Annotated in this window: 15 protein-coding genes; 8 read left to right on the forward strand and 7 right to left on the reverse strand. The window is 62.3% G+C overall.

Annotated features, from left to right (window positions below):
* The first annotated feature begins 4 nt into the window (after positions 1-4).
* Positions 5-1,138 carry an elongation factor P maturation arginine rhamnosyltransferase EarP gene (earP, locus tag LGQ10_RS28605; RefSeq protein ID WP_226523894.1) on the forward strand — a complete coding sequence of 378 codons (1,134 nt, stop codon included), beginning with the start codon at positions 5-7 and terminating at the stop codon, positions 1,136-1,138.
* Positions 1,139-1,186: 48 nt separating this feature from the next.
* The gene (locus tag LGQ10_RS28610) at positions 1,187-1,759 is read left to right on the forward strand and encodes an elongation factor P (protein ID WP_058437251.1); all 573 of its coding nucleotides are present in this window, start codon (positions 1,187-1,189) and stop codon (positions 1,757-1,759) included.
* A 71-nt stretch (positions 1,760-1,830) separates the two neighbouring features.
* Here LGQ10_RS28610 and LGQ10_RS28615 read toward each other — a convergent pair whose 3' ends face one another.
* From LGQ10_RS28615 to LGQ10_RS28625, 3 genes are all read right to left on the reverse strand, one after another.
* Positions 1,831-2,250: an organic hydroperoxide resistance protein gene (locus LGQ10_RS28615; protein ID WP_226523895.1), complete on the reverse strand. Its 420-nt coding sequence runs from the start codon at positions 2,248-2,250 to the stop codon at positions 1,831-1,833.
* A gap of 214 nt (positions 2,251-2,464) precedes the next feature.
* On the reverse strand, positions 2,465-2,926 hold the full coding sequence (locus tag LGQ10_RS28620) for a MarR family winged helix-turn-helix transcriptional regulator (protein ID WP_226523896.1): 462 nt from the start codon (positions 2,924-2,926) through the stop codon (positions 2,465-2,467).
* A 75-nt stretch (positions 2,927-3,001) separates the two neighbouring features.
* Positions 3,002-3,952, reverse strand: a complete 951-nt coding sequence (locus LGQ10_RS28625) for a LysR family transcriptional regulator (RefSeq protein ID WP_226523897.1) — start codon at positions 3,950-3,952, stop codon at positions 3,002-3,004.
* 105 nt (positions 3,953-4,057) lie between these two features.
* On the opposite strand from LGQ10_RS28625, the gene LGQ10_RS28630 reads away from it, so the two are divergent.
* Positions 4,058-4,807, forward strand: a complete 750-nt coding sequence (locus tag LGQ10_RS28630) for a sulfite exporter TauE/SafE family protein (RefSeq protein ID WP_226523898.1) — start codon at positions 4,058-4,060, stop codon at positions 4,805-4,807.
* On the opposite strand, the gene LGQ10_RS28635 is transcribed toward LGQ10_RS28630, so the two are convergent.
* Positions 4,797-5,651: a LysR substrate-binding domain-containing protein gene (locus LGQ10_RS28635; RefSeq protein ID WP_226523899.1), complete on the reverse strand. Its 855-nt coding sequence runs from the start codon at positions 5,649-5,651 to the stop codon at positions 4,797-4,799. The two genes, LGQ10_RS28630 and LGQ10_RS28635, sit on opposite strands and share 11 nt — an antisense overlap.
* A gap of 124 nt (positions 5,652-5,775) precedes the next feature.
* Positions 5,776-6,345, reverse strand: a complete 570-nt coding sequence (locus tag LGQ10_RS28640; protein ID WP_058438479.1) for a peroxiredoxin — start codon at positions 6,343-6,345, stop codon at positions 5,776-5,778.
* A gap of 364 nt (positions 6,346-6,709) precedes the next feature.
* On the opposite strand from LGQ10_RS28640, the gene LGQ10_RS28645 reads away from it, so the two are divergent.
* The 4 genes from LGQ10_RS28645 to LGQ10_RS28660 all read left to right on the forward strand — a co-directional run bounded on the left by LGQ10_RS28645 (position 6,710) and on the right by LGQ10_RS28660 (position 10,016).
* Positions 6,710-6,877, forward strand: a complete 168-nt coding sequence (locus LGQ10_RS28645; RefSeq protein ID WP_226523900.1) for a hypothetical protein — start codon at positions 6,710-6,712, stop codon at positions 6,875-6,877.
* Between the two features lie 213 nt (positions 6,878-7,090).
* Positions 7,091-8,782, forward strand: a complete 1,692-nt coding sequence (locus LGQ10_RS28650) for a hypothetical protein (RefSeq protein WP_226523901.1) — start codon at positions 7,091-7,093, stop codon at positions 8,780-8,782.
* Positions 8,779-9,678: a hypothetical protein gene (locus tag LGQ10_RS28655; protein WP_226523902.1), complete on the forward strand. Its 900-nt coding sequence runs from the start codon at positions 8,779-8,781 to the stop codon at positions 9,676-9,678. Before LGQ10_RS28650 ends, LGQ10_RS28655 begins: the two co-directional genes overlap by 4 nt.
* Positions 9,679-9,800: 122 nt before the next feature.
* A complete protein-coding gene (locus LGQ10_RS28660; RefSeq protein ID WP_226526222.1) occupies positions 9,801-10,016 on the forward strand; it encodes a DUF1127 domain-containing protein in 216 nt (71 codons plus the stop codon).
* 23 nt (positions 10,017-10,039) lie between these two features.
* Here the strand turns inward: LGQ10_RS28660 and LGQ10_RS28665 are convergent, their stop codons facing one another.
* A complete protein-coding gene (locus tag LGQ10_RS28665) occupies positions 10,040-11,215 on the reverse strand; it encodes a sensor domain-containing diguanylate cyclase (RefSeq protein WP_226523903.1) in 1,176 nt (391 codons plus the stop codon).
* A gap of 298 nt (positions 11,216-11,513) precedes the next feature.
* Between LGQ10_RS28665 and LGQ10_RS28670 the strand changes: the two genes are divergently transcribed.
* Positions 11,514-12,728: a winged helix-turn-helix domain-containing protein gene (locus LGQ10_RS28670; protein WP_226523904.1), complete on the forward strand. Its 1,215-nt coding sequence runs from the start codon at positions 11,514-11,516 to the stop codon at positions 12,726-12,728.
* Positions 12,729-12,773: 45 nt separating this feature from the next.
* Here LGQ10_RS28670 and LGQ10_RS28675 read toward each other — a convergent pair whose 3' ends face one another.
* Positions 12,774-14,120 carry a class II 3-deoxy-7-phosphoheptulonate synthase gene (locus LGQ10_RS28675; protein WP_058436760.1) on the reverse strand — a complete coding sequence of 449 codons (1,347 nt, stop codon included), beginning with the start codon at positions 14,118-14,120 and terminating at the stop codon, positions 12,774-12,776.
* Positions 14,121-14,182: the final 62 nt, after the last annotated feature.

Raw genomic sequence — 14,182 nt, forward strand, 5'->3', positions numbered from 1 at the left:
TGGAATGAAAGCCTCCTGGGACATTTTTTGCAGCGTGGTCGACAACTACGGCGATATCGGCGTGACCTGGCGCCTGGCCCGGCAACTGGTGGCCGAGCATCACTGTGCGGTGCGCCTGTGGGTCGATGACTTGCGCGCATTCGAGCGGATCTGCCCGCAGATCGATATCCGCCAGGCTTGCCAGCAACAGGACGGGGTCGAGGTCCGGCACTGGCCGGCCCAATGGCAGCCGGAGACCGCTGCCGATGTGGTGATCGCCGCGTTCGCCTGCCAGTTGCCCCATGTCTATATGGAAGCCATGGCCGATCGCCAGCAGCCTCCCCTGTGGCTGAACCTGGATTACCTGAGCGCCGAGGATTGGGTCGGCGGCTGCCATGGCCTACCCTCGGTGAAGTTCCGTGGCGTGCAGAAGTACTTCTTTTTCCCCGGGTTCCAGCCGCAAACCGGCGGACTGTTGCGCGAGGGCGGGCTGCTGGCGCAGCGCCGGGCGTTCCAGGCGGACGGCCAGGCTCGGGCGGCATTTTTGCAGGCGCTGGGGGTAATGCCTGCCGCGGGTGTCCGGTTGATGTCGCTGTTCGCCTACGAGAACGCCGGCCTGGGCGGCTGGCTGGACGCCTTGGCCTGTGATCTGCACCCGACCCACTTGCTGGTGCCCGAGGGGCGTATCCTGGGCGATGTGCAACGCTGGCTGGGCGTCGATTCGCTGGCGGTGGGCAACCTGCAGGTCCGCCAGTCGCTGACGGTGCAAGTCCTGCCGTTCATCCGCCAGGAGGACTACGATCGCCTGCTGTGGTGCTGCGACTTCAATGCGGTACGGGGAGAAGACTCGTTCGTGCGGGCACAATGGGCAGGGCGGCCGATGCTCTGGCACATCTATCGCCAGGATGAAGACATCCACCTGGACAAGCTCGAGGCGTTTCTGGCGCTGTATACCCGAGCCCTGTCTCCCGCAGCCAGGGCGGCGGTCCAGGCGTTGTGGCGGTCCTGGAACACCGAGGCGCAGATGGCCGAAGCCTGGGGAGAACTGCTGCTGCACTGGCCGGAAGTCACCGCGCATGCCGAGCAATGGTGCCTGGAACAGGGCTCGCAGGTCGATCTTGCTGCGGCGCTGGTACAGTTTTACCTAAATTGGATATGATACGCGGCCTAGATTTTTGTCAATCCCATCCAAATTCGGATATTCGCAATGAAAACTGGTAAAGAACTCAAACCCGGTACCGTGATCCGTATCGACAACGATCCTTGGCTGGTTCAGAAAGCTGAATTCACCAAGTCCGGTCGTAACAGCGCGATCATGAAGACCAAGCTGAAGAACCTGTTGACCGGTTACAAGACCGAAACCGTGTACGGTGCGGACGACAAGCTGGACGACGTGATCCTGGATCGCAAAGAAGCGACCCTGTCGTTCATCAGCGGTGACTCCTACACGTTCATGGACACCACCGACTACACCATGTACGAGCTGAACGCTGAAGATATCGAAGCCGTTCTGCCGTTCATCGAAGAAGGCATGACCGACGTTTGTGAAGCCGTGTTCTTCGAAGATCGTCTGGTTTCCGTTGACCTGCCGACCACCATCGTGCGTCAGATCGACTACACCGAAGGTTCCGCTCGTGGTGACACTTCGGGCAAGGTGATGAAGCCTGCCAAACTGAAGAACGGTACCGAGCTGAGCGTTGCGGACTTCATCGAAATCGGCGACATGATCGAGATCGATACCCGCGAAGGCGGTTCCTACAAAGGTCGCGCCAAGGTTTAAACCTGGCCTGCTTGCGTAGATGAAAAAGCCCGACCTCGAGTCGGGCTTTTTTGTGCCTGGGATCTGGCGCTTCAGACGCTCACGTGCAGGCGTACGTCAACATTGCCGCGAGTGGCGTTGGAGTAGGGGCAGACCTGGTGGGCCGCATCTACCAGGCTCTGTGCCTCGTCCTGGGCCAGTCCTGGCAGGTTGACGTGCAGGTCGATGTCCAGGCCGAAGCCACCAGGGATCTGGCCGATGCCGACATGGGCGGTGATCGAGGCGTCATCCGGGATCTTGCGCTTGCTCTGGCTGGCGACGAACTTCAAGGCACCGATGAAGCACGCCGAGTAGCCGGCGGCGAACAGCTGTTCGGGATTGGTCGCCTGTCCACCCGCGCCCCCCAGCTCCTTGGGGGTGGCCAACTTGACGTCGAGGATGTTGTCGCTGGATACGGCGCGGCCGTCACGGCCACCGGTGGAGGTTGCAACTGCGGTATAGAGAGTCTGCATGGTGAAAGCCTCTTTCTGGGGTGTGGGTGCTAATTGTTGGTGCGCTAAATAATATGGAATAAAATATATTGCGCAAATATTTAGTGCGCAAGTTAAATTTTCGCGCCACGCCATCCTCAGATGGTTTTTCATGGCTAACCAATTGATTGGTAATGGAGAATTTTTTATTCACAGGGCCAGCCCCAAGGCGGGGCCGGCAGTCTTTGCGGGGGGGCTAGAGGCTTTCTTGCAGATTGCGGCGCAAGGCCAGGAGGTCTTCCTGCAACTGGCGCAGTTGCGCCACCGTCTGGCCGCTTGCACCGAGGATGCATTGCGGTATTTCCTTGGCCTGGGCTTGCAGGACGCGCCCCTGTTCGGTCAATTCGACAATCACCACGCGTTCGTCTTCGCGACTGCGGGTGCGGCTGAGCAGTCCCTCGGACTCCAGGCGCTTGAGCAAGGGAGTCAGGGATCCGGGATCGGTCAGCAGGCGCTGGCTGATTTCGCCGACAGTCAATCCATCCCGCTCCCAGAGCACCAGCATCGCCAGATACTGCGGGTAGGTCAGCCCCAGGCCTTGCAGCAGTGGCTTGTAGACCTTGGTCATGAGCAGTGAAGTGGAGTGCAGGGCGAAGCACAGCTGGTTGTCCAGCAGCAGCGGATCGCAAGTGGATGGGGTGATGCGGTCGGTGGTCATGTGGCAGCCTTGATCGTTAATGATCCTGAATCTAGCGGGCGAGTCTTTAATGCGCCAGGTAATTCTCGCCAAACGTCAGCCCATGGCGCTTTGCAGTGCCAGGTCCCAGGGAGGAATCGGGCTGAACCGGCTCTTGAGGTACTCCAGCAGCAGGCGACTACGGGCATTGGGGTGTTGCTCCATGCGCAGGGCGTAGATGCCGGCGGTTTCCGGCTTGGGCAAACCGCTGTCGCAAAACAGTGGCACCAGTTCCCCGCGCAACAGATGTTCACTGGCCAGCCAGGTCGGCAGGTGAGCTATGCCCAGGCCGGCCAGGGCGCCGGACAACAGGGCCTCGGCATTGTTGGCACTCAAGCGGATCCGTTGCGGGCGATGGTTCTGCAACTGACCGTCGAGCTCGAACCGCCAGGCGAACAGCGGTGCCAGGCCATCCCAGTCGAGGCCGTCATGTCGTTCGAGTTCGCTCGGGTGGCTCGGGGTGCCGCGGCTCTTCAAGTAGGCCGGGCTGGCGCAAGCGATGCGCACGATGCTGGCCAGCGTCGTGGCGACCATGCGGGTATCCACCTGCTGCCCGGCTCGCAGTACCAGGTCGACCTTGCCCAGGTGCGAGCCCTGCATGTCGATGAAGCTGTCGATCAGGTGCAACTGCACGTCCAGGCCCGGATAGAGCACCAGGAAATCGGCGATGGCTGGAGCCAGGTGGCGACGCCCGAAGGCTGCGGGGGCGTCGATGCGGATCAGGCCCTCCGGCGCATGGCTCAAGGACACCGCCTCGGCCCGGGCCAGTTGCAGCTCCGCGACGATGCGCCGGGCCCGTTCGGCGAATGCCAGGCCCGCGGCGGTGGCCACCACCGCGTGGGTGGTACGCATGAACAAGGTCGTACCCACGGCTTTTTCCAGGCCGTCGATGCGTCGGGCCACGGCCGAGGGGGTCAAGGGATGGCGGCGGGCGGCGGCGGAGAAGCTGCCGGCCTCCAGCACATCGAGAAACAGTCCGAGTTGTTCAGTGAGGGCATTGGGATTCATGGTGAGCTCGCTTATGCGAAAACGGCAAAGCCATTGTGCGTTGCTATGCGTTTCCGTACCAGCGGTGACTGCGTAGCATGCCAGCCTCAAGTGAGGAGGGCGGTCTTGATCGAATGGGCGATGTATCTATTGTTGGGCGCGGCGCTGGGAACGGTTGGCGGTCTGTTCGGCATCGGCGGCGGATTGATCGCCATCCCGGTGCTGGGCGTGTTGTTCGGCCTGGACCAGCAACTGGCCCAGGGGACGGCGCTGGTGATGGTGGTGCCCAACGTAATGCTGGCGCTATGGCGTTATCACCAGCACAACCGGATCGAAGCACGCCATGCCTTGCCCCTGGCGCTGATGGGCTTCAGTTTCGCCTGGCTCGGCTCGATCTGGGCAGTGGGCATCGATCCACAAAAAATGCGCGTCATTTTCGTCGCTTTCCTGTTGGCCCTGTCCGGTTACAACCTTTTGCGCCTGTTGGGCGACAGGCCTGCGGCGGCCTCCTCGATGCGCTATTCCTGGCCCTGGCTGGGGGCGCTGGGGGCGGCCTCCGGCGCCCTGGGCGGTCTGTTCGGGGTGGGCAGCGCGGTGGTAGCCACGCCGGTGCTGACCAGCGTGTTCGGCACCACCCAGGTGGTGGCCCAGGGCCTGTCCCTGGCCTTGGCCCTGCCCAGCACCGGCGTCACCCTGGTGACCTACGGCTTGCATCACCAGGTGAACTGGCTGGTGGGCCTGCCCTTGGCAGTCGGCGGCCTGTTGAGCATCAGTTGGGGGGTGAAGGTCGCCCATGCCCTGCCGGAGCGCCTGTTGCGCGGTTTGTTCTGCGCTTTCCTGGTGGTGTGCGCGGTGATGCTTGGCCTCAAGCTCTGAAACCTTCGACGATATGCTCGGCCAGGCACTCGGTGATGGGCGAAGGTTTGTGGAGGTTGCGCAACAGCATGATGCTGGCCTCTGGCAGCAGTGGCAGTCCGTCGGTTTCTCCCAGGATGCGCAGGTCAGGGGTGATCAGGCTTTCCAGTTGTGCGGTGATGGCCAGGCCTGCGCTGACCACCGCCATGAGCGCTGCCAGGCTGGAACTGTTGTAGGCAATGCGATAGTCGAGGCCGATGGCGTCCAGGGCATTGCAGGCCCATAACCGGCAGAAGCAGTCGCTGTTGAACATCGCCAGGGGCAGGGGTGTCTGGGCCGGAGGTGCGAAGCACTCGGCGGCGGCCCAGACGAAGCGTTCCTTGCGTAGCAGCTGGCCGATCTCGTTGCCCGGCTCGCGGGTGACGATGGACAGGTCCAGGTCCTGGCGTTGCAACAATTGCCTGGACGATTCGCAATGCACCTCGATCTGGATCAGCGGGTAGCTCTGGGCGAAGCGCGAGAGGATGCCGGGCAAAAAGCGCATCACATAGTCGTCCGGAGTGCCGATGCGCACCAGCCCCACCATGTGCGGTTCGCGCAAGGTGTTGAACACCTCGCTGTGCAACTTCAGGATGCGCCGGGCATACCCCAGCAATACCTGGCCTTCAGCGGTCAGCTTGACCTGGCGCCCATCGCGCTGGAACAGCTGGCGCTGCAGCACGTCTTCTTCCAGGCGTTTCATCTGCATGCTCACCGCCGACTGGGTACGGTTGACCCGCTCGCCGGCCCGGGTGAAACCGCCTTCGTCGGCGATCGCGACGAAGGTACGCAGCACGTCGGTATCGATACTGGGGAACTGGGACATTCATCAAACCCTGAGATGTTTAGGCGGGAAGCATTCTTGTGCTTGATCTTATGCTGCGCAGGACACCGCCGCCATTACTGGAGCATGGACAGGCGATCAAGGGCATGGCCGCTGGCGTGTCCATTCATGCCGGCTGCTGTGACGACAGCCAGGCCAGCACCTGTTGCGGGTTCCGATCAGGAGGGAATACCGGATAGAACAGGTGCTCGATCTGCCCATCCTTGATCACCAGGGTCAGGCGTTTGAGAAATCGCCTGCCATTGAGCTCGAACTCCGGCAAGGCCAGGGCCCGGGTCAGTTGCCCCTGGGCATCGGACAGCAGGGGGAAGGGCAGGTGGAGCCGTTCGACGGCTTCACGCTGATAGGCACTGTCCTGGGTGGACAGGCCGAACAGTCGGTCCACCCCGGCCAATGCAAGTTCCCGGGCATGTTCCCGGAAGGCACAGGATTGCGGAGTGCAGCCACGGGCACCGGGAGTGATGTCCCAGCCCTCCAGCAATGGCATGTCTGGCCGGCCTGTGCGCGGATAGATATACACCACCGTCCTGCCTGGCAACGCCGACAGATCCACGCTCTGGCCAGTGGTCGAGGGCAGGGACAGCTCGGGCATCTGCAGGCCGGACAAGTGCCGAGCCGCACCGTCATCCTGGGGCGCCGGGATGCTCGACCAGTCCACGTTCAGCATGTCTCTCATCGCTAGTGCTCCATGGCTGTGCTGGGATGCGATTGCCGTGTCGTCGGTTCCGGCAACTGCATGTCTGGTTATAGGCGCTATTGCTTCGCCACGCCCGTGACCGGGAGTGAGTTGCAGATAAGAGTTTCGCAATAGTTGCTATCAGGCTTGGATATAAGTAGATGGTTTAGTTGCTTTTGTTGGCTATAGGATTTGTTGGCTTAATTGCCTGTGGCGATAAAAATTAGTCAGTGGCAGATAGCCCGATTAATGGTGGTGTTTATTGTTCCTGGAGTTTGCCTAAAGCAATATCCGCTACTAGTGTTCGTTTGCCATGTACAGATGGTCTGTACTGGGATTGTGACCAATTTTGGAGGGTCCTTTCATGAGCGCGAAAGCGGAACATACCGAACCAACTAACGTGGAACTTACCCAGCTCAAGGCGAAGCTCAAGGCCGGCAAGTTGGCGCCAGAAGACCTCAAGGCCCTGGTCGGCCTGGTGGAGCGTACGGAGAAGGCGGCCAAGCAACTTAGGGCAGCCATCGTCGAATAACCGACGCTAACGCTTTGGAGGGCGGGATCAGAAATGGAAATCACTACTCGGAACAATCATGTTGATGTATCTGAACCATTGCGTAGCCCTCCATTTTTAGCGCGAAGTACCCTTGGCAATCATTCGGTGCTGTTGTTGGGAAGCCTCGAAGCACCCATTTCGACACTGAGCGATAATGCCGCATTTACCGAACGACTTGCCCAGAGTCTCAACTTGTCGACGCTGGGCAGCCACTTCAGTGCGGAAGAGTTCATCTTGTTGCTCGGCGAGCAATATACCGCCGCCGAAGAGTTCGTTTATGGTCATCCCATCTGGAGAAAGATCCGCGAAGGCGATCAATCCGCCTTGTATGCCTATCTGCTGGAAACCCGGCATTACCTGGCCGCCGCTGCCTCCAGGATGTGTCCTGCGGTGAGCCCGGGCATCGGCTTGTCGCCCATCACGCTGATGCTCTCCAGGCATGCGCTGGAGGAATGGGATCACGCGCAATTCTTCAACGACGCGCTGGGGCTGATCGGGTGCTCGAACGACATGGTCAGGTTGGCCAGGCCCTTGCCGGCGACGCTGGAGTGGATTCACCTGTCCCGGCAGATCGCGGCCATGGGCGAGTTGGTGTCGGCGGCGTGTTCCGGCTTCATGGAGCATTCCTCGGTGGAGAAGGAAGCCGTGCTCGGCTGGCACGATCTGCTGGTGGGCCACAACCTGCTGAGCCGCCTGGCAACCAATAAAGTCCTGGGACACTTTTCCACCGACCTCGAGTACGGGCACTCCGAGAACTGGAAGAAAGCAGTCCGTACCCAGGACTGCCACCCCGCATCGGTCGTGGCCACGGTGCTCAATACGGTGTGCAGCCTGAGCGAGATGATCTATCGCTGGTTGTCCGCCCTCGAGCAGGGCTGCGCCAGTTCGATTGTCACGGCGGCTCAGGTCATGGCCGAGGACGGTCTGGACCGGCCACTGCACGACCCGGATTCGCCGCTGGAGGTGGGAATCTTCCAGGGGCTGCCGGTCTGGCCGGCCAGCGTGATGAGCCTGGTCAATGGCGAGCGTTCCGGCGAGGACAATCCGTCGGACATCATCGTTGCTTCCTGTTATGCCCTGGGGCATCGGGTGCCGCAGCTGGCGGCCAGTGGCGCCCCGTTCTGCCTGTTGCTGGACCAGATCCATGAACAGCTGGTCGATGGCCAGGACACAAGCGCCGACAGTGTCGCGGCCATCGAAAGCATGACCACGGACTGGCTGGTGTCCGTGGACGGCCATCCGTTGTGGCAGCAGATGACCGAGGGCTGCAGTGACGAACTGGTGATCGGCTACATGCTGGAGAACTTCCATTACCTGGCCTCGGCCACCCGGCACGTCAGCCCGGCGATCGCTGCCTGCCAGGATGCGCGGATCCGGGAGAACCTGTTGCAACACCTGCAGGATGAGCTCACCCATTGCGACATCCTCAAGCCCCGGCTCAGGGAGCTGGGTGTCAGGCAGCCGACGGCTATGCGCCCCTTGCCGACTACCGCGGCCTTCGTCGGTTATCTCAGCGACCTGGCACGGCATGACTGGAAGGGCTACCTGATCGGCTCGACCTACCTGCAAAAAAGCCTCAGCGAATGCCGTGGAGATGATCGCCACATGAAGTTCTATTCCCGGGTGTCGGCCAATAATCCACGCTGTGCCGCGCTGCTTGGCGCCATGGCCGCCCACGATGAGCTGGACGACGAGCTGGGGCATGACCTGCGACCCTCGCGCAATATCCAGTACCTTTTGGCGCGGGGCGAGGTGAGCCGCGACTCCGTGGCGCGTGCGGCGATGTTGCCATCGATGGCCTGGAGTTTCCTGGATGGCATTCGCGCGCACTATGGCTCAGGCAAGGATTCGGTGCTGCAGCGCCAGGCCTGGAGCGCCAAATGAACCGGCCCTACTTCCAGACGGTGCAGCCCCTGGCGCGCCTGCATGAGTTGCTGTTCGAGCAGGACGACTTCGATGCACTGGCCAGGCGCCTGCCGGAACCGCGAATGCCGCTGGCCATGTGGCGCGATGTATTGCACAGCGAGTTGCTGGGATTGTTCCGCTGGGCGCTGATCCGTGCCAAGGAGGGGCTGGCTGAGCCACATGGCCAGGGCTACGGCGAGGAAGTCCTGTGCCTGCTGCCCTACTATGGTTTCTGCCTGCACGCCATTCGCCGTGCGGTGCCGTTCGCGTTGATGGGCATCCCCACCACGGTGTCTGTGCGTGACGATCGATACCAGGAGGCCTGCGCGGTCATTGCCGAGCTGGCGATCCTGCTCGATGTGCAGGACTGGCTGCAGGTCAGCGATCAGCCATCGGCGAGCCTGGTCAGGCAGTTCCATGATCGGGCCGGGCTGATCGTGCTCACGGGCAAGCAGGCCACGTATGCCAACCTGCGCAGTGCTTATCCGGAGGCCCGGATCATTGGCGCCACGGGCTGCTGCGCCGTGGTCATGGCAGTTCAGGAAGAACCGGCGCGGCTGATCGAAGAGCAGCGCAGGCAAGGCCGGCTCTCGGTCAGTTGCAGCAATCACGGTCACACCGTCCTCGTCGAAGCATTGGCTCCGGGTGCGGCGGTGCTGGCCATCGACGGTGCCAGGCCGGCGACCGGCAGCACGGTGCAGGAGGTACTCGGGCAATTGCATCCATCCATCGTCCTGGCACCGTCGTCGACCACGACGTTGCCCGATGACCTGGGTGGCTACAGCGTGCTGGCATGGGACGGTGCCACTTCGGCCAGCCTCGACGGTTTTGGGCGGGATCCGCTGGGTGGCTGGCCGGGGGATTACCGGCTCTGAGGCAATATCGGATGGCGCAGGGATGATCCATCAAATTCTGAGATGCAGGATATAAGAAACATTCGTTGGATTGATCATTGGCCCCGGCAGACACTGTCGTCATCCCACAGGAGGGCAAGATGATGAAAGGTCAAAAGGGTTATCTGCTGGTCCAGTCGTTCCATGGCTTCTCGCTCGCTGCCCTGTGGCACAAGGTGGCGCGCTGGTATGTCCTGGGTCATGAGAGGCGGATGCTCGCCGGTTTGAACGACGATGCACTCAAGGACATCGGCCTGTCCCGGGCGGACGTGGAGCATGAAAGGGCGCGTCCGTTCTGGGACGATCCACTGCAGAAATGAGAGGTTGCAGGCGGGTCGAGATTTCAACCCGGTTGGAGCTCCAGGGGGTGCCGCGACAGGGTCTGGACCCGGTTGCGGCCCTTGCCCTTGGCTTGGTACAGCGCCTCGTCGGCCTGGGAGAGCAGGCGCGACAGGTCGTAGCCCAGGGTTTGGCTGGTCACCACGCCGATGCTGACGCTGAGCAGGCCGGGTTCCAGCAACGGCAGGCCCGCGAAAGCCATGCGGATTCGCTCGGCTACATGCACGGCTTCCTGTTCGTCCACCGTTGCCAACAGGCAAGCGAACTCCTCGCCACCGATACGCGCAAAGACGTCGTTTTCGCGCAAGGCGTGCGCCAGCACTTGGCTGAAGGCAATCAGGGCCTGGTCGCCGGTCTGATGGCCAAAGGCATCGTTCAGGCGCTTGAAGTTATCCAGATCGCACAACAGCAAGGCCACTGAGGCACCTTGTCGGCGGCCGTCGGCCAAAAGAAGTTCGCCGTTGACCATGAAAGCCCGACGATTGCCGATTCCGGTCAAGGCATCGCAGAAGGCGGCAGCCTTGAAGCGACGCTCCACCCGCTCCTTGACCATGGCCAGGGTCACGAAGGCGATACCAATTACGTAGACCATCGATTCGAACAGCATGAACGAGAAGAACGGTACACCTTCGCCATCGCCCTTCAGAGCCTGGGCCAGGCCCAGTCCTTGGTCGATGACACTGCGCACGGCATAAAAGCAGGTGTGCAGCAAGGTCAAGGCCAGTGCCGGCAGGTAGGCCACTTCCAGGCTCCTGCGGCTGCGCCAGAACTCCAGGGCCGTCAGCGCGCCATAACCGCCCGCGAGCAGTGAGTACACCGTGACCCGCACGGTCATCGACTGATAGAAGGGCGGGACCAGGCACAATGCCACCCACAAGCCAGCACCGGCCAGCATGCCGGGTACGTGGGGCGAGCGCCCGGCGAAAACCCGCATGGCCGTCCAGTTCAGCGCCGCGCTGAACAACAGGATCACGTTGCCGAGCACTACGGGGACGAAATCCGCCCCCTCGTGGCGCCAGCTCACCAGCACCACGCCGACTGTCGCCAGCAGCATCATGCTGCCCAGGTACGCCAGTGGTCGTTCACGGCTTTCGCGCAGCCAGGCATGGAGCGTCAGCAGGCCCATCAGGAAGAAGATGAACACGGACACCACAAGCAAGGTGGGGAGGTGCAGCGCCATATCCTGGGTTCTCGTCAGCAAGAGGCGGGGTGGATAAACAACCGCCGATGCGGCCAATGGCTATTAGTGGGCGCGATTGTAGCGAGAACATTGGGACGTGGGTGCAGGAACTGGACATCCACCGTCGTTACCTCAAGCCGCACCGATTCCGATGCGGCACACGCCATCTCGACCCGGACAGGCGAGCTCAGCGTTGTCATCCGTTGGCCAGGTCGATGCTGGGCGGGAAAATGGCTCCCAGGTGACTATCCAAGCGGGCCGTGGGTGCGATAGCGTGCGGGCAAACAAGGAGAATCCCATGCCCGCAGCTCATTGCTTCTCCCTCAAGCAGGCGCGCCGAATGGCCCTGGCCGCCCAGGGGTTTGGCGGTCGCCAGCCGCCGGCGTCCATCAAGGCCGCGCGGCTCAACCAGCAGATAGAGCGCCTGGGCCTGTTGCAGATCGATTCGGTCAACGCCCTGGTCCGAGCCCATTACCTGCCGTTGTTCTCCCGGCTGGGCAGTTATCCACAGCAGTTGCTGGACCAGGCAGCCTGGAGCCAGGGGCGACAACGCACTTTGTTCGAGTACTGGGGGCATGAGGCATCGCTGCTGCCGATGTCCATGTATCCGCTGATGCGTTGGCGGATGCAGCGGGCCAGCCAGGGCCAGGGCATCTATTCGCAGCTGGCGCGTTTTGGCCGCGAACGCCAGGCCACCATCGGCAGGGTGCTGGCGGCGGTGCAGGAGCAAGGCGCATTGGGGGCCGGCAGCTTGTCCACCCGTGAAGAGCGGGCGGGACCCTGGTGGGATTGGAGTGACGAAAAACACGCATTGGAATGGCTGTTCGCCGCAGGAGAAGTGACAGTGGCCGGGCGTCGCGGTTTCGAGCGCTTGTACGACCTGCCGGAGCGGGTGATTCCCCAGGCGATTCTTCGGCAGCCGTTGCCGGACGAGGCCCAGGCCCAGCGTCAATTGCTGTTGCAGGCGGCCAGGGCCCTGGGCGTGGCCACGGAAAAGGACCTGCGCGATTACTATCGCCTCGAGCCCACAGACAGCCGAATGCGATTGGCCGAATTGGTGGAAGACAGCCAGTTGCTGGTCTGCCAGGTGCAGGGCTGGCGCCAGCCGGCCTATTGCCTGCCCGAGGCCAGGGTACCGCGCAAAGTCAGCGCCAGTGCCTTGTTGTCGCCTTTCGATTCGCTGATCTGGGAGCGCAGCCGCACGGAACGCTTGTTCGACTTCCACTATCGGCTGGAGATCTACACGCCGCAGCACAAGCGGGTCTATGGCTATTACGTGCTGCCCTTCCTGCACAACGAGCGTATCGCTGCGCGGGTCGATCTGCGGGCGGAGCGGGCCCAGGGGCGTCTGGCCGTGCATGCGGTGCATGAGGAAACGCCCGGCCTGAACGAACAGGGCATCCAGGCGCTGGCCAGCCAGTTGCGCCAGATGGCCGGCTGGCTGGGACTGGCGGATATCCAGCTGAACTGTCAGCGCGAAGGGGCGCGGCGTTTGCGCCAGGTACTGGTCTGAAGGCCTCGCGGACCGGGCTGCTCCGCGAGGCGTCTGGCTCTCGCCCTAGCGCTTGACCTGCTTGAGGGTCTCGGCGATCAGGAACGCCAGTTCCAGCGACTGGTCGGCGTTCATTCGCGGGTCGCAATGGGTGTGGTAGCGGTCCGAGAGGCCGTCTTCGGTGATTGGGCGGGCTCCACCGATGCACTCGGTGACATTCTGTCCGGTCATCTCGATATGGATACCGCCGGCATAGCTGCCTTCGGCCTGATGGACCTGGAAGAACTGCCTGACCTCGGTGAGGATCTGTGCGAAGTCCCGGGTCTTGTAGCCGCTGCTCGCCTTGATGGTGTTGCCGTGCATCGGGTCCGAGCTCCAGAGCACCTGCTTGCCTTCGCTCTCCACGGCGCGGATCAATCGCGGCAGGTGATCGCCAACCTTGTTGGCGCCCATGCGCACGATCAGGTTCAACCGGCCCGGGTCATTGTCCGGGTTGAGGATGTCGATCAGGCGAATCAGCTCGTCGGTGTTCATGCTGGGGCCGACCTTGACCCCGATCGGATTGTTCACCCCGCGCAGGAACTCCACGTGGGCGCCGTCCAGTTGCCGGGTACGGTCGCCGATCCACAGCATATGCGCCGAGCAGTCATAGTAGTCGTTGGTCAGGCTGTCACGTCGGACGAACGCTTGCTCGTAGTTGAGCAGCAACGCTTCGTGTGCGGTGAAGAAGCTGGTTTCGCGCAACTGCGGCGAGCTGTCCATGCCACAGGCGCGCATGAACGCCAGGGTCTCATCGATGCGGTCGGCCAGCTGGCTGTACTTCTCGGCCAGGGCCGAGTTGGCGATGAAGTCCAGGTTCCACTTGTGCACCTGGTGCAGGTCGGCGAATCCGCCCTGGGCGAAGGCTCGCAGCAAGTTGAGGGTGGCAGTGGCCTGGTGGTAGGACTGCAGCAGGCGCTCGGGATCCGGTACCCGGCTTTTCTCGTCGAAACCGATGCCGTTGACGATATCCCCACGGTAGGCCGGTAGCGTCACGCCGTTGATGGTTTCGTCGTTGGCCGAGCGTGGCTTGGCGAACTGGCCGGCCATGCGCCCGACCTTGACCACCGGGCAACCGGCGGCAAAGGTCATGACGATGGCCATCTGCAGCAGCACCTTGAAGGTGTCGCGGATCTTGGCCGCGGAGAACTCGGCAAAGCTTTCGGCACAGTCGCCGCCCTGCAGCAGGAAGGCCCGACCCTGGGTGACCTCGGCGAACTGGCGGCGCAACTCCCGGGCCTCTCCAGCGAACACAAGGGGCGGATAGCTGGCCAGACTCTGCTCGACCTTGAGCAGGTGCGCCGCGTCGGGGTAATGGGGTTGCTGCTGGATTGGCAGGGCGCGCCAGCTGTCGGGGCTCCAGGGTTGGCTCATCGCGGACTCGATTGCTTTACGGTGGGAGGGGCATGTTAGCAGCAAATTAGTGCGTGACCTGC

This window comes from Pseudomonas sp. L5B5, assembly GCF_020520285.1.
Lineage (GTDB): Bacteria > Pseudomonadota > Gammaproteobacteria > Pseudomonadales > Pseudomonadaceae > Aquipseudomonas.